This is a genomic window from Streptomyces asiaticus (assembly GCF_018138715.1).
Lineage (GTDB): Bacteria > Actinomycetota > Actinomycetes > Streptomycetales > Streptomycetaceae > Streptomyces > Streptomyces asiaticus.
The window spans coordinates 1,016,437-1,035,418 of the sequence record NZ_JAGSHX010000001.1 but is presented as its reverse complement, the minus strand read 5'-3'; the positions used below and the strand labels follow the sequence as shown (position 1 = coordinate 1,035,418).

The following is an 18,982-nucleotide window of genomic DNA, read 5'->3' as shown; positions in this document are numbered from 1 at the left end:
TTCGCCCGCTTCCGGTCCGGGCCGTCGGGAGGCGGTGCGCCCCGACGGCCCCTGGAGACTCAGGCGCACTGGAGGCTGACGGCGTTGAGCTTCACCGTCGGCGACGGGGCCTGTGGTTCCGGAATCAGATGCAGCCGCTGGATGTCCTCGTGTGCGGGTGCGGGCAGCCCGGCCCGGCAGTCGCACGCCTCGTCGGTGAAACCGGCGAAGCGGTAGGCGATGTCCATCATCCGGTTGCGTTCGGTGCGCCGGAAGTCCGCCACCAGGTGGACACCCGCGCGGGAGGCTTCGTCGACGAGCCAGTTGAGGATCACCGAGCCGGCGCCGAAGGACACCACACGGCAGGAGGTGGCCAGCAGCTTCAGATTCCACACCCGCGGATGCTTCTCCAGCAGTTGCAGACCGACCGCGCCATGCGGTCCGAACCGGTCGGTGAGCACGGTCACCAGCACCTCATGGCGCGGATCGGCCAGCAGCGTCCGCAGATCCGCGAGGGAGTAATGTACGCCGGTGGCGTTCATCTGGCTGGTGCGCAAGGTCAGCTCCTCGACACGGGAGAGCTGTTCCTCGGTGGCGCGGCCGATGTCCATCACCAGTGCGAGGGAGCGCAGGAAGTCCTCGCTCGGCCCGGTGAACTCCGCCTCGGCCGCCTTCCGCTGGAATCCGGCCTGATACATCTGGCGACGGCGCCGCGCGTCCACCGTCACCGTCGGGGGGCTGAATTCCGGCAAAGCGGCGAGGCCGGAGAGTTCCTCAGCCGGGTAGCAGCGGACCTCGGGCAGATGGAACTGGACTTCCGCGCGCTCGGCCGGTTGGTCGTCGACGAAGGCGATCGTGGCGAGCGCGAAGTTGAGTTCGGCGGCGATCTCGCGCACCGCATCGGACTTCGGGCCCCATCCGATGCGCGGCAGGACGAAGTACTCGGCCACGCCGAGCGCTTGGAGCTGTTTCCATGCCTGGTCGTGGTCGTTCTTGCTGGCGACCGACTGGAGGATGCCACGCCTGTCCAGGTCGGCGATCAGCTCCCTGACCGGACCGGGAAGCGTCACCCGGCCGTCTTCCAGCAGCGTGCCCTGCCACAGGGTGTTGTCCAGATCCCACACCAGGCACTTCACGATCGGGGGCTGTTGGGCCACAGTGCTTCCTCGGGTCATGACGCGGACGTCGACATCGACACGGCGTGGTCGGCGAGAATCAACTGGCAGATCTCCGTACTGCCCTCGATGAGCTCCATGAGCTTCGCATCGCGGTACGCGCGCTCGACCACATGGCCCTCGCGCGCGGCGGCCGAGCCCAGGACCTGCACCGCCGTGGCGGCGCCCCGCGCGGCCTGGACCGCGCTCACCTGCTTGGCCAGGACGGTCGCGACGACCATGTCCGGGGAGCCGCTGTCCCAACACCGGCTGGCATGCTCACACACCCGGGTGGCGATCTGCTCGGAGGTCAGCAGATCCGCCAGGTGACGGCCGACCAGCTGGTGTTGGGCGAGCGGCTTGCCGAACTGCCGCCGGATACGGGCGTGGCCACCGGCGGCGTCCAGACAGGCCCGCAGGATCCCCACACAGCCCCAGGCGACCGAGATCCGCCCGTACGCCAGCGCCGTCGTCACCAGCAGCATCAACGGCTGCCCACCGCCGAGCACCGCACTGGTGGGCAGCCGCACATCGTCGAGGTGCACATCCGCGTGTCCGGCCGCCCGGCAGCCGGACGGCCGCGGCACCCGGCGCACCGTGACGCCCGGAGCCGACGCGGGTACCACCACAGCGGCCGCCCCGGAGCCGTAGCGGCCGACGACGACGATCAGATCGGCGTAGTGCGCAGCGGTCGTCCAGACCTTCTGCCCGCGGACGACGACGGTCTCACCCTCCGGTTCGATGGTCGTGGTCATCGCCGACAGATCACTGCCCGCCTCCGGCTCACTGAACGCGATGGCGGCGAGCCGGCCACCGGCCAGCTTCGGCAGATACTCCGCGTGCTGCCGCGGGCCGCCCAGGCGCTGGATCGCCCACGCGGCCATGCCCTGCGACGTCATCACACTCCGCAGCGAACTGCACCGGCTGCCGACATACGCCGTGAACTCGCCGTTCGCGGCGCTGCTCGCCCCAAGTCCGCCGAAGGTCTCCGGCACCCCCGCGCACAACAGGCCGCGGGCGGCCAGCGTCCGCAGCACGTCGTCGGGGATCAGACCAGCCCGGTCCCACTCCGCGGCCCGGTCGCCGACGAGGTCGTCCACGAGCTCACGCGCACCGGCGAGCGGCTCAGGCATCGGCGGATTGCCCGGCGCCGAGCAGACGCCCCACCAGAGCGGTCATGGCCCCGATGGAACGGAAGTTGTCCCGCTTGAGGTCATCCCCCAGGATCTGCACCGAGAACTCCTGCTCCAGATGGACCACGAGCTCCATCGCGAACATCGACGACACCAGCCCCGAATCGAAGAGATCCTGACCGACGGGAACCTCCGCCTTCACTCGCTCCGAGACAAAGGCCGTAATCGCCCGTTCGATCCCCTCAGCGGCGATCGGCTGGTCCATATTCACGAAAGTACCTTTCCGTAGTCATAGAAACCCCGCCCCGTCTTGCGCCCCAGATCTCCGCGCCGCACCTTCTCCATGAGCAGTTCACAGGGCTCGAAGGTGGAATTTCCGGTCCGCTCGGCAAGCAGTCGAAGAGCGTCCACGAGATTGTCCAGCCCGATCAGATCGGCGGTGCGCAGCGGCCCGGTGGGGTGACCGAGACATCCATGCATCAGCCGGTCCACGGACTCGACGCTCGCGGTGCCCTCGGCCACGACCCTCGCCGCTTCATTGATCATGGGATGCAGCAGCCTGCTGGTGACGAACCCCGGTGCGTCGCGCACGACGACCGTCTTCTTCCCCAGCCGCTCCAGGGAGGACTGGATCGCGGCCATGGCGTCGTCGCCGGTCTGCGGACCGCGGATGACCTCGACCATCTCGATGAGATAGGCCGGATTCATAAAGTGCACCCCGGCCAGATCCTCGGGGCGCCGGACCGACTTCGCCAGTTCGGCGATGGGGATGCCCGAGGTGTTGGTGATCACCGGGACCCCGGCGGGGAGCATGCTGGAGATCTCCGCCATGATCCGCGCCTTGAGCGTGGCGTCCTCGGTGATCGCCTCGATCACGAGACCGGCGTCCGCCGCGTCCGTGCCGGACAGCGTCGTGGTCAGTGTCCCAGCCGCCTGTCCATCGGGAAAGGCGGCCATGAACTGCCCGTGCCGCAACTGCTGGGCGATTTCCGCCCGGGCCTGCTGGAGTACGCCTTCCGATACGTCGACCAGGACGACATGCACCCCACGCCCCAGTGCGAGTGCGGTGATGCTGCGCCCCATAACCCCCGCACCGAATACGGCAATCGTGTCCGATCGGGAATTCACCATCACCCACTCCAAATCATCGTTCAATCGAGCACGCCTCGCATGGGGCGCATAACGGGCAAACGATTTGCACCATGAAAAGAGCTCGGCAATATCTACTTCAGCAGAAAAATTACGCCGATCGTCCGGAGGACGTCAAAGGCTGAGGCGGCATCCTAGGGGGATCCACAGTGTTCTTCGCGAGGTCGGTGCCCGAGGTGAACCTCCGCACGTGGGAATACGTCCGTACTGGGTTCGGCCTGGCCTGAGCCCCGGAAGAAGCTGCCGCCCCGGGCGACCGATCTGGACCCGTACAAGCCGGTTATCGACAGCACCTCCGTGCTGATCTGTGCCTGGCTGCTGGCGATACCCAGCCCCGCTGTCCCGACCCCATACTGACCTCGAATGGCCGAGGGCTCCACGCTCCGTTACCGCCTCTCCGGCGATCAAGACCCGGTCGATGTCACCCAACCCGCTGTGCCCCGCCCATCGTGGCCAGGTGCAGGGCCTCTCGGTGGTGACCGAGACTTTGCCCAGCCCCCTCAGGCCGACTGTCCCCAGTATCGGCTGGTTGGTACGCGCGATGTCGAGGTGCCAGGCCGGCCTCATCCGTGTGAAAGCGTCCGGGGAGTTGTCTTTTCGCATTGCAGCTGTCGGATTCTCACTTGTTCTCGTTCGTGTTGACCGAATCTCCTCGCGTCGCGCGCTGAGCGGGAAGCCCGAGCGACCGTGGGGATCTTCTCGGCCTATCGACACGACTCCGGTTTCCGCGGACACCAGGTCGGTTGAGAACAACGAAGGCCAGCGTTCTCAACCGACCTGGCAGCCGAGGAGATCAGTAGCCCACTGTCTGCCAAGTGCACTGCGACAGGACAGTCCCCACCCCCAACGGCGCCAACAACCCACGCCGCCCGCCGCGCAACCACTCCCCCGCCTCGAGCGCCGTCACCCCATCGGCCACCACCGGCCCATGATCACCCTGATCAGACCCACCCCAGCGGCTCAGCCACGCCATGTTGTGCAACAACACCAACGCCCGGTCCCCACCCACATTCATCCGGGCGAACTCCTCCCCCCGCGGCACCATCGCATCCGCCGTCGCCATCGTCGGCAACGCCACAAACACACCTCCCGCACCCGACACCCCCCCCAACACCGACGCCGCATGCAACGCCGCCTCCGTCTTCCCATCCCCCGTCGGCGCCGTCACCAGCACCAACCCCGAACCCCGCTCCCCCACCAACCCCGGCAAACCCCGCTCCACGCTCTCCTGCAACGCATTCGCCGAAAACGGAAACTGCCCCGCGAACGACCGAGCCGGAAAAACCGCCGACCCCAGCCCGGCCTCCCCCACCACCCGCTCAGCCGCTTCCACCGCTTCCCGCCAGTGCGCCGCCAACTCCTTCCCGTCCCCCGCCCAGCCCTCCGTCGGCAACCGCTCCGCGATCACCGACTCCTGACTGGCAAGCCAATCCGCGACCACGACCACACCCGCCACCACCACCGCCGCCTCACCCGACAACCGGCCCGACGGCGCCCCACCCGCCCCCGTCAACGCTCGCACCACACCAGCATGAACAGCCCGCTGCCCCGCCCAGCCAGGCCCGCCCAACCCCGGCTCCCACACCTCAGGCGCACGCAGCTTCGACGCCTCCAACGCACACCCGAATACCCCGTGATGCCCACCGAGCAGCTGCGCCACCTGATGAGCCACCGACTGCGACAGCCGGCCGTGCGGATAGCCCCACTCCGCGAACAGGCCCGTCAGCGCCCAGTGCGTCGCCCGCTCATGCCGCAGCCCCCGCTTCCCCTCCGCACCCGGCACCGGTGCATACGCCTCGTCTGCGGCGAGGACGGCGTACCTGCTCGCCGACATACTCTGAAACGGCGGAGTGATCTTCCCCAGATCATGCAACCCCGCCCAACAACACACCAACCGCCGCGACGCATCCTCACCCAACCCCAGCCGCTCAGCGATCAACCCGCGTGAGCGGGCCCCCAGCATCACGTCCCACAACCGACCCGCGACGGCCGCCGTATCCAGCAGGTGACAGATCAACGGGTAGGGTCTCAGCAGCCCCTTTTCCTTCCCCCACAACCGCGCATCGAGGCCAGTCCCGGCAGGTACTAACGGCATCTCGGCCATGCCGTACGCCTACCAGCAGCCACTGACAATCGCCCACCACGCGATAGATTGGCGCGCATGCACAACAGCTGCTCCTTGAGTCAAGAACACGCAAAGCCCCTCTAACATCGCAGGTCGCGAAGGGCGCTCTCCGCGCGAGCGGAGGTGAGCCGCCGCACGCCACCGCCAGGGACCACTCGCCCTGGCGCTCTCCGCGCGAGCGGAGGTGAGCCGCCGCACGCCACCGCCAGGGACCACTCGCCCTGGCGCTCTCCGCGCGAGCGGAGGTGAGCCGGTCAAGAACGTCGGCTCCAAGTTCTGCGAGAAGCGCTCTCTGCACGAGCGGAGGTGAACCGGTCACCTCGGCCAAGTCCTCCTGCGAGGTGGGATGCTCTCCGCGCGGGCGCAGGTGAGCCGACGCCGTGTCGGCGACATCGATCGGTGCGGACCGGATTAGCGACAGGTGCTTCGGCGATGGGATTTACGAGTCCACGAGGTAAGCCTTCTCACCCATCATCAGCGGGGCATCGGCCGGCCCCTTGATGTAGGGGCCACGCCAGATAACCCGGTGCTCCTGGCGGCTGGGAGACCACTGCCTCACCTTGTGCATCCGTACCGGCCACCGATGGTGGTACGCCCGCCTCTTCTCTCCCGCCGTCTCCGAGGCGCGCGGCGAGGGCGCGGTCAGCCGGACGACGCGCACCTCGGGATCGTACGGCAGTCCCTTCGGGTCGTGGTGAACTCGGTCGTCTTCCGCTCCTCCGGTCAGGACCTCACTACCACCGGTACCTACACCGAGATGGCCTCCCGCCCGACCGAACCCGTGCTGCTCGGCCTTGCCGCCCTCGCCATCCGAGGGCGCGTCAAGCGATAGACGTACCTTGATGCCCCCGTACGGCCTCGGATACTTCTGTGGATCCCACGCGAGCATTCCGTCGCCCGGGGCTGCGGACTTCATCGGTGAGCCTCGCTAGCCCCGGGGCCTCAGGACCCCGGGACGTCGCCGTCGCGGGGGCTTTCGCCCGTGGGCCGGCGTTGCGGAGGTTGTATTCGACGAGGCCGACCTCGTCGACGGTGGAGGTGTAGCACAGGGCTGCGCGGTTGGGCAGGAACAGCCTGCCGTCGCGCAACTCCGTGGTCAGCAAGGTTCGCAATTCCCCCGAGGTGAGTGCGTGGAAGACGACCAGCCTTGACAGGGCCGCCCTCGGCTCCGCCTGGTCCTGGAGGACCTGGCAGAGGTCGGTGACCTCGACTGGCAGGGGGATGGTGGCGGTCGGCATGCCGCAGAAGATCCGGGTGGTGGGGTCGGGCTCGGCCGACGTGCAGCGCACGGCCGACGCGGTGGTGCGGGCGCTGCGGACCTGGCCGGAGACCCGGGTCGGGGACGTCTCCAGATCCCGGTGCCCAACCGGCGCGGCAGCGGGTGCCGCATCTACATCGAGGTGCTGGCCGACGTCGCGACGGACGGGGTCGAGGTGACGGTCGAGCGGGACGACCAGCCGCCGCGGCGGCGTCCACGCGGTGAACTGCCCGCCGGGCGTGGCCGTCGGCTGCCCCGGTGGCGCCTCATCTTCGGTCGGATTTATGGACCCCAAGCAGGTCACGCTGCCGGGGGCGGGGCGCCGAGCACGCCCCGCTCGCGCAGCTGCTCCAGCTCCGGCAGCCCGCCCCGGTACAGGGGCGCGGCATCGACGTCGGCCTGGCTACGGTGGAGCGGGCCCGTACCGTGCGAGGGCCCGGCGGTGGCCTCGGACTGCGGGCCGTGGCCCAGCGGCCGGCGTGCGGTGGTCATTGGTAGTTGGAGGCGCGGTGCCCTGTCGGGCCCGGTTCCTCCGTCCCCTTTCAATCCGTGCGTGCGGTTCTCCCGCACACGGCTTACCGATGATCTTCTTGGCATGGTTACGCCGCCTTCGGATAGCGGATCGTGCCACGCAGGCGGTACAGGCCGTGCCCGTTGAACCACTCTTCCGTCCACATCGCTCTCTGCCCCGCTCGCAAGTTGCGGCCTCGCTTCTTGACCATCAGTCTGCGGAGCCGCCACGTCACGTAGCGGTCGATGTCGATGAACTTCCGGGCGGCATTCCCGGTTCGGAAGTAGGCGCCCCAGCCGCGCAGGATCGGATTCAGATCCGCGATCACGTCACGGACATCCCCTCCCGACCGGCGGCGATCCGTCCGCTCGCAGACCTTGGACCGGAGTCGCTTCATAGCCGCCTGCGAGGGCCAGCGATGCAGGTAGAAGCGCCGCTTGCGGTACTTCTCCCACATCCTGCCCGAGAAGCGACTCTGAAGTGGCAGCCGAGTAAGTCGAGTCCTTCCCGGCCCTGTCTGAGGTCAATCACCTTCGTCTTGCCCGGGTGCAGCTCCAGCCCCAGCGAGCCGAGGATCTCCCCGACCACCGCCAAGGCCGCCTGGGCGTTGGAAGCTGACCGGCACAGGACAACACCGTCGTCCGCGTACCGCACCAGTTCGCCAACACCACGCCGAGCAAGCTCGGTGTCCAGGACGTGTAGGTAGATGTTGGCCAGCAACGGTGAGAGACCCCGCCCTGCGGGGTCCCGGCGACCGTCCGCTGAACCTCCCCATCCATCATCACACCCGCCTGAAGCCACAACCGCAGCAGCTTGAACACCCGGCGGTCCGACACCCTGCGCTGCACCGCGGCAAGGAGACGACCGTGGTCGATCTCGCCGAAGAAGTTGCGGATGTCGAATTCCACGACCACGCAGCGACCCTCGATGAAGCCTGTCCGAAGACGCTCCATCGCCTGCAACGCCGACCGCTTCGGCCGGTACCCGTACGAGGGCGGCAGAAAGTCCGCCTCGAACACCGGCTCCAGAACGATCTTCGCTGCCTGTTGGGCCACTCGGTCGCGCACCGTGGGAATGCCCAGTGGCCGCTTGCCGCCCTGTGGTTTCGGGATGTCCACACGCCTGGCCGACGCGGGACGGTACGTGCCTGAGCGGACAGCCTGCTGGAGTTCGCCGAGCATCCGTCGAACCCCATACTCGTTCTCCACGAACGCCAGGGTGACCCGATCCACCCCGGTGCTTCCCCTGTTGGCCCGGACTCGCTCCCATGCCTCCCACAGGACGTCACCTCTGTGGATACGGTCATACAGGGCATGAAAGCGCCGCTCCGGAGACTGCTTGGCCGCAGCCCATAGCCCGCGTTGAAGTTTTCGCACTTTCGGAACGGACGCGTGTCCGTCCACTACGACGGGGCATCGCCCGTCGGGGTTGTTGGACCGGGCAGACCCGGTCATGCCCTCGCGCTTACCTCCGCCACGGACGTGATCAAAGTGCGGGCCCTTCCCTCCCGGCGCGTTATGTTGCACGCCGATCACCGGTACTACGCCCCGCTCGGACTCCCGCTGCCCTCCGGACGACTTCACCATCGGCTTATACGTCCGGTCTCTTGCCTGACGTCAGGCGTGGTCAGACGGGTCTCTCCTGTTCCGGCCCAGACTGTGCACACGTGCCGTCCTCCATACCCGGGAGAACCCCGAGGGCTGACCCCGGAACCGGGCCCTCAGGACATGGCCTTCGCCCCTTCATGACGGGCTCGGCTTCTCCGCTGTAGATCTGACGAGGCTGCAAGGTTCGCTTGGTGCTACGGCCCGCGTGCTTGCTCCCTCCGAAGAGGCATTCGACATCCCGCTCAGTCTGCCGCGTCTCCACGACGAACCGGGACCTGCTACTGGGCACTCCGGTGTCTACCCGGACGGGACTTTCACCCGCGAGCCTGGACCAGCTTTCAGGACGCAACATGCCGGTGATCGTACGGACTACGCCCCTGCGGTGCGGGCGAGTTGAACAGCGCGGCCCTCATGCGAGGGCCGGTTTCCTGGACTGGGTGCTGGCTTCTTGGCATTCTTGCGTGTGGCGCTGTACCGACCCCCAGATCGGTGCCGGAGCGCTCGCGGGCGAGTGGCATAGTGAGCCGGATGATCGGACGCCTGTACACCGTTGTCATCGACTGCCCCGACCCGGGTGAGCTCGCCGGTTTCTACGAGAAGCTCCTGTCGCTCTCACGACAGGAGGACACCGGTGACTTCGTCGTGCTCCAGAACGCCGCGGGCGCCCCGGTGGTCGCCTTCCAGCGGGTGGACGACTTCCGCGCGCCGCGGTGGACGGATTCCGCGCGCCCTCAGCAGATGCACATCGATGTGATGGTCGCGGACCTAGATACGGCCGAGACCCAGGTGCTCGCTCTCGGTGCGACGCTGCTGGATGGTTCGGACAAGCCGATCGGTTACCGGGTCTACGAGGACCCCGTCGGCCATCCCTTCTGCCTGATCACTCCCGAGGGAGCCTGAGAGCCTGTGTCTCTCCATTGGGCTGATCGGTAGGATGCTCTTATGGATGTCAAGCAGCGGTTGTGAGGTGGCTCGGGGTCGCTGCTGAGGCGTTCGTGGTGGTCAGGACGTGGTAGATCTCGCGGGCGACGAACCGTTTGAGGCAGCGGATGATCTCCTTCTTCGACAGGCCCTCTTTGGTTCGTCGTTCCATGTAGGTGCGGGTGCGCGGGTCCCAGCGCAGGCGACAGAGCACGATCCTGTAGAGGGCCGCGTTCGCGGCCCGGTCACCGCCCCGGTTGAGGCGGTGGCGGTGGGTTCGGCCGGAGGAGGCGGGCAGCGGCGCGACGCCGCAGAGCATCGCGAACGCCGCTTCGGATCGGAGTCGGCCGGGGTTGTCGCCCGCGGTGACCAGCAGCTGACCGGCAACGTCTGGTCCGACGCCGTGCAGCTCGGTCAGAGCCGGGTTGATCACCTGGGTGAGCGGGGCTATCAGTTCGTCCAGTTCGTCGGTCTCCCGGCCCAGGTCGCGGTGACGGCGGGCGAGGGACCGCAAGGCGATCTTCGTCGCGGTGACCGGATCGCCGGCCTGGCCCGCATCGGGGCGGAACCCCGCACAGATGGCCAGCAGGTCCTTGTCCTTCAGGTGCCGCAGCATGGTGCGGACGCCTTCCGGCGCGGTGACGATCAGGTTCTTGATCTGCCGGGTGACGTCGGCCCGCTGCTGGACCGCACTGCGGCGAGCGACGCGCAGGGCCCTCAGAGCCTCGACCCGTCCGTCACGGAACTTCGGGGGTCCCGGTGCGGCGTTCGGCGAGTGCGGCCCGGGCCGCGGCTTCCGCATCGACAGGGTCGGACTTGCCCTGCCAGCGGCGGGTCTTGCGGTCCGGGCGGTCGATCTCCACCACCGTCACCTCGTGTTCGCGCAGGTAGCGGGCCAGGCCGGCTCCGTAGGCGCCCGTCCCCTCGACTCCGACCATCAGCAGGGTGCCGAAGGAGCGGAGCCAGGTCAGCAGCTTGCGGTAGCCGAGCGCGGAAGCGGGGAACTGTGCCGAGCCCAGGAGCCGGCCGGCCGAGTCGATCGCGGCTGCGGTGTGGGTGTCCTTGTGGGTGTCGATACCGCCGGTGACCTGGACCTCATGGTGTGCCATCGTGGGTTGTGCCGTCCTCTCCATTCGACCGGGCGGGATGGCACCCGTCGGCCGGGAGGGCGGACAAGACAGTGATGGGGCCTCTGGCCAGGCTCTTATGAAGTCACGTCCCCCGGCCCGACGGATGCGGGCGAACGCCCCCGGCCGGGGCCGACAGATCCCGTTGAGGACCCTGAGTCAGTCAGGCGGTGGGTCAGACCCCGCCGGGGAACGCTCACGTACATCCTCACTGTCAGGCGGCTTCGGCCATCACGTAGCCGTGGGTGCTGTCGCGGCGTTCGGCGGGATGGTTCTTGCGCCGGGTGAGGCGTCGGGTCATGAGGGTGATGGCGGCCCAGGTGATGAGGGTTTCGGAGTGCTGGGCCAGGGGCCTCAACCGCTCTCCCGCACATAGGTCACCACCCGCAAGGGCGAGCCGTGGATCACCGTCCCCAAGCTGGAGCCGCTGGCCGAGCCGACCGGACTGCAGGCGCTGACGCCGACTTCTTGTCCGGCTTCACCGACGAGTTCCCCTCCATCGCCGTGTACGAGCGCATCGACCGGCCGACCCTGCAGCGCCGACCGCTGCTGGCCCTCTTCGCGCTGGGCACGAACATGGGTATCCGGGCGATCGTGGCGACCGGCGAGCACGGCGAGAGCGAGGCCACGCTGCGGCATGTGCGCGGGCACTTCATCACCGTCGACAACCTGCGCGCCGCGGTGACCAGGCTGGTGAACGCCACCTTCGCCGCCCGTGACGTGGCCTGGTGGGGCCGCGGAACAGGGTGCGGGTCGGACTCGAAGAAGTTCGGCTCCTGGTCGTCCAACTTCATGACCGAGTACCACGCCCGCTACGGCGGCAACGGCGTGATGATCTACTGGCACGTCGAGAAGAAGAACGTCTGCATCTACTCCCAGCTCAAATCCTGTTCGTCGTCCGAGGTCGCGGCAATGATCGAGGGCCTGCTGCGGCACTGCACCGATGCCGAGATCGAGTCGAACTACGTCGATACCCACGGAGCCTCGGTGGTCGGCTTCGCCTTCACCGAGCTGCTGAACTTCCAGCTCTCCCCCGGCTGAAGAACACCGGCAGCATCCGCCTGTACCGCCCGGACGACACCCCGCTCAGCTGGCCGGCGCTCGGCGGCTCGCTGACCCGCCCGATCCGCTGGGAGCTGATCGAGCAGCAGTATGCCCAGGTGGTGAAGTACGCCACCGCGCTCCGGCTGGGGACTGCGGAGGCTGAGCAGTTACTGCGCCGGTTCACCCGCGGCGGACCCAAGCACCCCACTTATGCCGCGCTCGAGGAGCTCGGCCGCACCGTACGCACGATCTTCGCCTGCGACTACCTCGCCAGCCCTGACCTGCGCCGCGAGATCCACAGCGGACTGCAGGTTGTGGAGAACTGGAACTCGGCGAACACCGTGCTCCACTACGGCAAGGACGGCGCCCTGACCGGACCCGACAAGGAGCACGCCGAGAGCAGCATGCTCGCGCTGCACCTGCTGCAGTCCGCGCTCGTACACGTCAACACGCTGCTGGTCCAGCAGGTCCTCGCCGAACCAGCGTGGGCGAAGAGGCTGACGGACGAGGACCGGCACGGCCTGACCGCCTTGTTCTGGTCGAACGTCAACCCGTACGGCACCTTCCGCCTGGACATGGACAAGCGCCTCGACCTGGGCTCCTCGGCAATGGTGCCCGGGCAGCGGCGGGCCGCAGGGCACAGCCGGACGCGGTCAAGGTCGGCTGTCGATCCGTGACCCAGCTCAGCCCGGCAGAACGTCCTCAAGTTCCACCAGTTCCTGCGCGTTCAGCGTGAGTTCCACGGCCCTGGCAGAGTCGGTGATGGAGGCCGGGCGGCTGGCTCCCGGTACCGGGATCATCGCCGGGGAGTGGGCGAGCAGCCAGGCCACGGCGATCTGCTGGGGGCTGACGCCGCGTTCGGTGGCGATGCGGTGGAAGGCTGTGCCGATGGAGGTGGGGCCGGAGGGGCCGTCGAGGGAGCTGCGGGAGATTCCGCCGAGTGGGCTCCAGGGCAGGAAGGCCAGCCCCAGCTGTTCACTCAGCTGCAGCTCGGGCTCGCTGTCGCGGACGGCGGGTGAGTACTGGTTTTGTACGGAGACGAGCCCGTCGCCGAGGATCTGATGTGCCTGGCGGATCTGGGCGGTGGTGACGTTCGAGATGCCGGCGGCGCGGATGGTGCCGGCATCGAGAAGCTCGCGCAGCGCGCCGACGGATTCCGCCCAGGGTACGGTCGGGTCCGGCTTGTGCAGCTGGTACAGGCCGATCGCGTCGACGCCCAGGCGCTTGGCGGAGGCTTCAGCGGCTTGCTTGAGGTGGGCGGGGGTGGCGGTGACGGTCCAACTGCCGTCGCCGGGGCGGCCGCGGCCGCCCTTGGTAGCCACCAGGACATGGGAGGTGGGGCTGCCATAGCGGGCCAGGGCGCGGGCGGTCAGCAGCTCGTTGTGGCCCACCTCGTCGGCGTGCCAGTGGTAACTGTCGGCGGTGTCAATAAGGGTGACGCCGGCGTCGAGGGCGGCGTGGACGGTGGCGATGGCCCGCGCCTCGTCCGGGCGGTGCTCGATGGACAGCGGCATGGCACCCAGGCCGATGGCGCTGACTGCGGTGTGGGCGATGGTCCGGTACTGCATGGTGGCCTTGTTCCTTAAGCGGTGGGAGCAGCGGATATGGCGAGGGCTTCGGCGACGGCGCCGGGCAGCCAGTCGGTGGTGCGGGAGAAAGAGAAGCCCAATGCCTTCGCACGGGCATTGCTCATGGCGTAGTGGCGGTCGAAGGAGAACGGCGAAGCCTCCACGCCCGCCGGGACTGTCCGGTAGACGGCCTCCCGGCCGGCCTGCGTGGCGACGATCTCAGCGAGGCCGTGCACATCGAGCGGGCCGTCGGAGCAGGCGTTGACTGGGCCGGTGAAGTCGGCTGCGGTCGCCCACAACAGCAGGTCCGCCACCTCCTCGTAGTGGATGAAGACCGTGGGCAGCGCCTTCGCGTGCACAGTGACCTCTTCGCCCTGGGTGACGCGCCCGGCATAGTGCGCCAGCCTGCCGGTGAACTCCTGCGCGCCGCCGAGCACATGGGCGCTGCGCACAGTGGCGAAGGCGAAGCTGCCGACGTGGGCGAAGACGGCCTCGGCCTGCCGCTTGCCCTCGGCGTAGTGCGCCTCCAGGTAGGAGTCGTCGTGCCAGGGCAGGTCCATGGCCACCTGCCAGTTGGCCGGGTCCACGCTCTCCTCGGGCACGGGCGTCCCCGTGGGCACGGTCGGCAGCGCGGCGGTCGCGGGGTCGTAGACCTCGATCGTGGAGGTCATGACGTAGCGCCGGGTGCGGCCGGCAAAGGCGCGGGCGGCGATAGCGGCCTGTACCGGGGTGTAGCAGACCTGGTCCACCACGACGTCGAAGGTGCGGGCGTCGAGTGCGGCTGTCAGGGCGGCCTCGTCGTTGCGGTCGACGACGAGGTGCTCGACGCCGGTGGGCGGCGAGGTGGAGCCGCGGTTGATCACGGTGACCTGGTGGTCAGCGGCCTGCAGGCGCTCTACCAGGAGCTTTCCGAAGTACCGGCTTCCGCCGATGACGCAGATCTTTTGCACGCCCCCATCCTGGAGACCTATCGTCATCAGCAGAAGTCCTGACTTACTTGGTGCACATTAAGGAAAACTGTTGATTGATGTGCAGCGGCTCCGGGTTCTGCGGGCGGTGGCGGAGCACGGCAGCTTCAACCGGGCGGCCGCGGTTCTCCGCCTCACCCCCTCGGCCGTCTCCCAGCAGGTGGCTGCCCTGGAACGCAGCCTCGGTGCCCAGGTCGTCGCGCGCAGCACCCGAGGCGTCTCCCTCACACGGGCCGGCCAGATCATGGTCGGCGCCGCCGAATCCGTCGCCGCGGAGCTTGAACATGCACAACAGCAGGTTGCCGAGCTCAGCACTGGCCGCACCCAGCTCACCGTCGCCACTTTCACCAGCGGCGGCAGGCTCATGCTGCCCGCCGCTCTCACCCAGCTCATGGCAGCGCATCCTCGCACCGTGCTCCACGTCAGGGAGGGCGAACCCGAGGACACTCTTCCCCTCGTCCGGCAGGGCGCCGTGGACCTCGCCCTCGCCTACCACTTCGATGGCCCGCTCCCCGTCGGACCAGGCCCGAGCTCCAGCCTGGAGTGGACGCCGCTCCTGGAAGACCCCCTGCACGTCGTCCTGCCGCAGGAGCACCGGCTCGCGAGCCACGACGCGCTCGACCTCGCCGATCTGGCAGCCGAACCCTGGGTGCTCGGCTGCCTGAAGACCGAGGCATATCTGCGCCGCTACGCTGAGCACGCCGGCTTCGATCCGGAAATCCGCGGGACCACCACCGACTACTTCTTCGCCCGCTCCCTCGTCGCCGCAGGCATGGGAATCTCCCTGATCCCCTCCATCGCGCTCGCCCCCGAAATCCCGGGCCTAAGCACCGTCCCGATCAAGTCGCCGGGCCCGATCCGGCACATCGGCGTCGCCACAATCAGAGGCCGTGACCGGCCCCACGTCACGACGCTCATCCGCTCCCTTCGCGAGCAGGCGATGCCGCACAACGGGCATTGATCCGCCACAGACCCGCCGAACGCCGACGGGGCGGCGTTTCATAGGTGTTCACCTATGAAACAGTCCGCCCGGCGACGCGCGACCTGCGGCGATCACGTTTCATGAGTTGTTGCAAACGGCAGGATGGATGAAACACTCTCATGAAACGATTCCGGCGTGACCGCCGACCCGTACGCGCTCGTTGAAGCGCACGCTGTCCTGTCTCCCTGATGTCCGGGCAGTCTCGGAGATCTCCGGGCATCTGAGCTGACGTCTCAGTCATCTCCGGGCAATTGGTAGGGTGCCTCGGTCTTCTCCGGGTACGCCGTCGCGGCTGTGGCTGCTCGACTTCGACCCGCTGGTGACAGGCATGCCCTCACAGCCGTTCCGGCTGTCCTGGGCGGAGTCGGGAGGGGGCGGGTGCGGCATACGCCGGACTTCTTCGTCCGCCGGACCGATGGCACGGCTCTGGTGGTGGACGTGCGCCCTGCTGAGTGGATCGAGCCGCAGGACGGCCATCCGCTATACGGGTCCAGACGCCGGCGCGGCGGCCTCGCGAGCGTAGTCGGTGAGGTCTTTTGGTTGGCTGCCTGGGGCCTCCTGGACGTGGATCTTTACCTCGCCGTCGACCGGCGGCCTCTCGACAACCAGTGTGCCGGTGTCGGCCTCGGGCACGCCCCGGGAGCTTCGTGACTACTTCAACCGTTGGCGGATGCGTTGCCGTGCCCAGAGCGCCGAGACCGTGGGCACGATCGCGGGGCGTTCATCGCGGCCGGAGGCTCAGGAACCAGCCACGTTTGCGGGCGCGGTCCAGCCGGTAGCTCGGATCCACTCGACCAGGTCCAGCGTGGCCGGCTCGATCGAGCGCACCACCGCGAGGTCCGAAGGGTATTCCGCCGCCTCCGCGAACTGGCGGAACATCGCCTTGTCGAGGTCGTTGGGAAGCACGCTCAACGGGAGGGCCTCGTACCGTGCCGGGAGCCCGGCGCGCGCGCCGAACGCCGCGGCGATCTGGGGGCCCGTCAGCTCGTCGCCGACGAGCTCGACGGCTCCGCCGGGCGCCTCCGCGGTGTCGAGCAGGAGCGCGGCGGCGACCCGGCCGATGTCCCTGACCGAGATCATCTTCAGGGCGACGTCCTCCGGCAGCGGCAGCCTCAGCACGATCTCCCCATGCTCCAGGCTCGGTGCCATCACGCTCGCGAAGTTCTCCATGAAGGCGGTCGCGCGAACCATCACGGCCCTCAGGCCGGACTTCCTCAGGCGCTCCTCGATCCAGTGCTTCGAGTCGTGGTGCGGCACACCCGACTCCCGGTCCGCTCCGAAGACCGAGTTGAACACGACGTGCGGGACGCCCGCCTCGACCGCCGCGTCGACGAGCGCGGTACCGATGCGGATCTCCGCCTCGACCTCTTCGAGGCTGTTCGCCTCCGGGGTCATGAAGTAGAACCCCTCGACCGTCGCCAGCGCGGCGGCCAGCGACGCCGGGTCGTCGGCCCGGATGGCCGCCAGCTCGACGCCGCGGGCGGCCAGCGCCTGAGCCCGGTCGGACTGCGGGTTGCGGACTAAAGCCCGCACCCGCGCCTTGTGGTCCAGCAGCGCGTCGACCACCGCCCCGCCCTGTTGCCCCGTCGCGCCGAAGACTGCGATCGTGCCGGTCGTCTGTGTGCTCATCGCTGCCACCCTTCACTAGTTCATGCCATGAACGAAACTAGTTCACGGCATGAACCTCGTCAAGGTGCGGGTGCAGCGGGACCTCACGGTGTGTTGGGTTGGTTCGAGGTGGGCGAAGAGAGGTCCGAGGTGTCCACGATGGCGGTGGCCACGCGCTCGAAGTCGCGCTGGTCGTCGGCGTCGAGGTTCCTCGCGATCTCGGGCAGGCGCTTGGCGACCTCGGCGTAAACGGCCTCGGCGAGCACCTTCCCCGTGGGCGTCGCACTGAGCATGACGACCCGTCGGTCCTGCGCCGAGCTTGCCCGGCCGACCAACTCGCGCCGCGCGGTGCGATCGACCAGCTGGCTCAATGCGTTCTTGGTCATACCCAACGACGCGGCGAGGTCAGCCATCTGCCGCGGCTCGTTCCTGACTGCGCAGAGCAGCGTGGCCTGCGAGGGGGTCAGGTCGAACTCGGCGCAGACCTGCGCGTACTTGCGTTGAATCACAACCGAGAGCCAGAAGAGCTTGTCGCCATAGTCCACGCCGGCCTCCCCGTCCGATGACGAACGATCAGCCTACTCGTCGCGGGCCGGCAGACCACGCCACTCACCAGGAGATGCACACCTCTGCGAGACCGGCCTGGCACTCCTACCCCAACCACTTTGATCGACTTACCCTGTCCCTTCACCCTCAGGTGGCGCCTCTACCGGCGCGCGACGGCTCGCGCGCCGGTGCCATGTTACTTCTGTGCCGCCTCGAGGGTGGGGTAGTCGGTGTCTCCGGTGTGGTCGCCGCCGTAGAAGGTGGCCGGGTCGGCCGCGTTCAGCGGGGCGTTCGCCTGGAGGCGGGCCGGCAGGTCCGGGTTGGCCAGAGCGGCCGCGGCGACGGTGACGACGTCGGCCAGCCCGGCGTCGAGGTCGGCGATCCGGGCCTCGAGGGGAGCGCCGGCGCGGTTGAGGAGCAGGGCCGTAGGCCATTCGCGGCGCAGCCTCGCGACGAGGTCTTCGTCTCCGGCGTGGATCACGTGCAGGTAGGCCAGGTTCAATGGGGCCAGGGCGGCGAGCAGAGCCGGGTATACCTGGTGCGTGTCGTGCTCGGTGATGTCGTGGTACGAGTTGCCCGGCGAGACCCGCAGGCCCGTACGGTCGGCGCCGATCTCGTCGGCCACCGCCGAGGCGACCTCGACGGCGAAGCGGATGCGGTTGGTGACTGCGCCGCCGTACTGGTCGGTGCGCTCGTTGGCGTTGTCGGAGAGGAACTGGTGCACCAGGTAGCCGTTGGCCGCCTGGATCTCGAAGCCGTCGAAGCCGGCCGCGATCGCCGCGGATGCCGCACGGCGGTATTCGTCGACCACGGTGAGATGTCGTCCTCGTCTTCGGTGAGATCGGGCCATCGCTCCAAGAGTGCGGCGACATAGGCCGCAATTTGCTTGGACGGAGCAACGTCTGGCCCATCCGCGTCGATGTACTTGTCATACAGATCGGTGAAGCACTGGCCTGCAACAACGTCATCTGCAGGCCGCTCGCCTTCCCAGACAGCAAGGTCATAACTCATGGGCGCAGCCTGCCATCCAGCACTGACAAGAGCACCGACGGACCAGATCGCCTGAGACGCCGAGCGAATCGGACCCGATCGTTTGAGACCAGGACCAGTTCCGCGGAGACGGGACACGACGGGCTGACTTCAATCGCAACGGACAGCAGTTGTCCTTCGACAGCCAAGTTAGTCGAGTACAGCGCGCTGACCTGCGTCGACCGAGTTGGGTGTCAACACGGCGCTTGATGGACCGGATCATCGTGTCAGAGGGGGCTGGACCCGCGATGGCCGCACGTTCTGCGGAATTGT

The 18,982-nt window shown here is 68.2% G+C and carries 16 protein-coding genes and 4 pseudogenes; 4 read left to right on the top strand and 16 right to left on the bottom strand.

From position 1 onward, the window contains the following. Positions 1-59 precede the first annotated feature (59 nt). The 5 genes from KHP12_RS04320 to KHP12_RS04300 all read right to left on the bottom strand — a co-directional run bounded on the left by KHP12_RS04320 (position 60) and on the right by KHP12_RS04300 (position 5,519). Positions 60-1,154 (bottom strand): HAD-IIIC family phosphatase, encoded by a 1,095-nt coding sequence (locus tag KHP12_RS04320; RefSeq protein WP_208653148.1) that lies wholly within the window; start codon positions 1,152-1,154, stop codon positions 60-62. Continuing rightward, positions 1,151-2,266, bottom strand: a complete 1,116-nt coding sequence (locus tag KHP12_RS04315) for an acyl-CoA dehydrogenase family protein (RefSeq protein ID WP_086884060.1) — start codon at positions 2,264-2,266, stop codon at positions 1,151-1,153. Before KHP12_RS04315 ends, KHP12_RS04320 begins: the two co-directional genes overlap by 4 nt. After that, complete coding sequence (locus KHP12_RS04310) at positions 2,259-2,531, bottom strand: phosphopantetheine-binding protein (protein WP_165556371.1); 273 nt, start codon at positions 2,529-2,531, stop codon at positions 2,259-2,261. Before KHP12_RS04310 ends, KHP12_RS04315 begins: the two co-directional genes overlap by 8 nt. A 2-nt stretch (positions 2,532-2,533) precedes the next feature. Beyond that, positions 2,534-3,349: a 3-hydroxyacyl-CoA dehydrogenase family protein gene (locus KHP12_RS04305; protein WP_372455158.1), complete on the bottom strand. Its 816-nt coding sequence runs from the start codon at positions 3,347-3,349 to the stop codon at positions 2,534-2,536. Between the two features lie 859 nt (positions 3,350-4,208). Continuing rightward, entirely contained in the window at positions 4,209-5,519 is a 1,311-nt protein-coding gene (locus tag KHP12_RS04300; protein WP_246648401.1) for a CRISPR-associated endonuclease Cas3'', read from the bottom strand. Positions 5,520-6,219: 700 nt separating this feature from the next. Between KHP12_RS04300 and KHP12_RS04295 the strand changes: the two are divergent. Further along, positions 6,220-6,372: pseudogene (locus KHP12_RS04295) on the top strand (pentapeptide repeat-containing protein); the annotation flags it as partial. On the opposite strand, the gene KHP12_RS04290 reads toward KHP12_RS04295, so the two are convergent. From KHP12_RS04290 to KHP12_RS04275, 4 genes and pseudogenes are all read right to left on the bottom strand, one after another. Continuing rightward, the gene (locus tag KHP12_RS04290; RefSeq protein WP_211831494.1) at positions 6,362-7,093 is read right to left on the bottom strand and encodes a hypothetical protein; all 732 of its coding nucleotides are present in this window, start codon (positions 7,091-7,093) and stop codon (positions 6,362-6,364) included. The pseudogene KHP12_RS04295 and the gene KHP12_RS04290 sit on opposite strands and share 11 nt — an antisense overlap. A gap of 5 nt (positions 7,094-7,098) precedes the next feature. Then, entirely contained in the window at positions 7,099-7,290 is a 192-nt protein-coding gene (locus KHP12_RS04285) for a hypothetical protein (RefSeq protein ID WP_211831492.1), read from the bottom strand. A 107-nt stretch (positions 7,291-7,397) separates the two neighbouring features. After that, positions 7,398-7,706: a group II intron maturase-specific domain-containing protein gene (locus KHP12_RS04280; protein ID WP_211835144.1), complete on the bottom strand. Its 309-nt coding sequence runs from the start codon at positions 7,704-7,706 to the stop codon at positions 7,398-7,400. Next, positions 7,703-8,490, bottom strand: a pseudogene (locus tag KHP12_RS04275) (reverse transcriptase domain-containing protein). The gene KHP12_RS04280 and the pseudogene KHP12_RS04275 overlap by 4 nt, the downstream one beginning before the upstream one ends. A 954-nt stretch (positions 8,491-9,444) precedes the next feature. Between KHP12_RS04275 and KHP12_RS04270 the strand changes: the two are divergent. Then, positions 9,445-9,816 carry a VOC family protein gene (locus tag KHP12_RS04270; RefSeq protein ID WP_211831489.1) on the top strand — a complete coding sequence of 124 codons (372 nt, stop codon included), beginning with the start codon at positions 9,445-9,447 and terminating at the stop codon, positions 9,814-9,816. Between the two features lie 49 nt (positions 9,817-9,865). Here KHP12_RS04270 and KHP12_RS04265 read toward each other — a convergent pair. Together KHP12_RS04265 and KHP12_RS04260 are read right to left on the bottom strand one after the other, a co-directional pair. Further along, positions 9,866-10,946 (bottom strand): annotated as a pseudogene (locus tag KHP12_RS04265) (IS110 family RNA-guided transposase). Between the two features lie 232 nt (positions 10,947-11,178). Further along, a complete protein-coding gene (locus KHP12_RS04260) occupies positions 11,179-11,322 on the bottom strand; it encodes a hypothetical protein (RefSeq protein WP_211831488.1) in 144 nt (47 codons plus the stop codon). Positions 11,323-11,363: 41 nt separating this feature from the next. On the opposite strand from KHP12_RS04260, the pseudogene KHP12_RS53215 reads away from it, so the two are divergent. Continuing rightward, a pseudogene (locus KHP12_RS53215) lies at positions 11,364-12,685 on the top strand (Tn3 family transposase). Positions 12,686-12,691: 6 nt separating this feature from the next. On the opposite strand, the gene KHP12_RS04250 reads toward KHP12_RS53215, so the two are convergent. Continuing rightward, positions 12,692-13,576 (bottom strand): aldo/keto reductase, encoded by an 885-nt coding sequence (locus tag KHP12_RS04250; RefSeq protein ID WP_211831486.1) that lies wholly within the window; start codon positions 13,574-13,576, stop codon positions 12,692-12,694. Positions 13,577-13,590: 14 nt separating this feature from the next. Next, entirely contained in the window at positions 13,591-14,526 is a 936-nt protein-coding gene (locus KHP12_RS04245; RefSeq protein ID WP_211831485.1) for an NAD-dependent epimerase/dehydratase family protein, read from the bottom strand. Positions 14,527-14,596: 70 nt separating this feature from the next. Here KHP12_RS04245 and KHP12_RS04240 point away from each other — a divergent pair, with 70 nt between their 5' ends. Then, on the top strand, positions 14,597-15,505 hold the full coding sequence (locus tag KHP12_RS04240; protein ID WP_211831484.1) for a LysR family transcriptional regulator: 909 nt from the start codon (positions 14,597-14,599) through the stop codon (positions 15,503-15,505). A 759-nt stretch (positions 15,506-16,264) separates the two neighbouring features. Here the strand turns inward: KHP12_RS04240 and KHP12_RS04235 are convergent. The 3 genes from KHP12_RS04235 to KHP12_RS04225 form a co-directional block, all read right to left on the bottom strand. Further along, complete coding sequence (locus tag KHP12_RS04235) at positions 16,265-17,155, bottom strand: NmrA/HSCARG family protein (RefSeq protein ID WP_211831483.1); 891 nt, start codon at positions 17,153-17,155, stop codon at positions 16,265-16,267. Between the two features lie 83 nt (positions 17,156-17,238). Continuing rightward, the gene (locus tag KHP12_RS04230) at positions 17,239-17,679 is read right to left on the bottom strand and encodes a MarR family winged helix-turn-helix transcriptional regulator (RefSeq protein ID WP_086883712.1); all 441 of its coding nucleotides are present in this window, start codon (positions 17,677-17,679) and stop codon (positions 17,239-17,241) included. A 197-nt stretch (positions 17,680-17,876) separates the two neighbouring features. Continuing rightward, entirely contained in the window at positions 17,877-18,491 is a 615-nt protein-coding gene (locus KHP12_RS04225) for an oxidoreductase (protein WP_308289276.1), read from the bottom strand. Positions 18,492-18,982 lie beyond the last annotated feature (491 nt).

Excerpts from the sequence above, each read along its gene's own strand:
- KHP12_RS04280 (WP_211835144.1), bottom strand. The coding sequence starts at position 7,706 with ATGAAGCGACTCCGGTCCAAGGTCTGCGAGCGGACGGATCGCCGCCGG.
- KHP12_RS04300 (WP_246648401.1), bottom strand. The coding sequence starts at position 5,519 with ATGGCCGAGATGCCGTTAGTACCTGCCGGGACTGGCCTCGATGCGCGG.
- KHP12_RS04320 (WP_208653148.1), bottom strand. The coding sequence starts at position 1,154 with ATGACCCGAGGAAGCACTGTGGCCCAACAGCCCCCGATCGTGAAGTGC.
- KHP12_RS04235 (WP_211831483.1), bottom strand. The coding sequence starts at position 17,155 with ATGAGCACACAGACGACCGGCACGATCGCAGTCTTCGGCGCGACGGGG.
- KHP12_RS04305 (WP_372455158.1), bottom strand. The coding sequence starts at position 3,349 with ATGGGGCGCAGCATCACCGCACTCGCACTGGGGCGTGGGGTGCATGTC.
- KHP12_RS04250 (WP_211831486.1), bottom strand. The coding sequence starts at position 13,576 with ATGCAGTACCGGACCATCGCCCACACCGCAGTCAGCGCCATCGGCCTG.
- KHP12_RS04270 (WP_211831489.1), top strand. The coding sequence starts at position 9,445 with ATGATCGGACGCCTGTACACCGTTGTCATCGACTGCCCCGACCCGGGT.
- KHP12_RS04315 (WP_086884060.1), bottom strand. The coding sequence starts at position 2,266 with ATGCCTGAGCCGCTCGCCGGTGCGCGTGAGCTCGTGGACGACCTCGTC.
- KHP12_RS04285 (WP_211831492.1), bottom strand. The coding sequence starts at position 7,290 with ATGACCACCGCACGCCGGCCGCTGGGCCACGGCCCGCAGTCCGAGGCC.
- KHP12_RS04310 (WP_165556371.1), bottom strand. The coding sequence starts at position 2,531 with ATGGACCAGCCGATCGCCGCTGAGGGGATCGAACGGGCGATTACGGCC.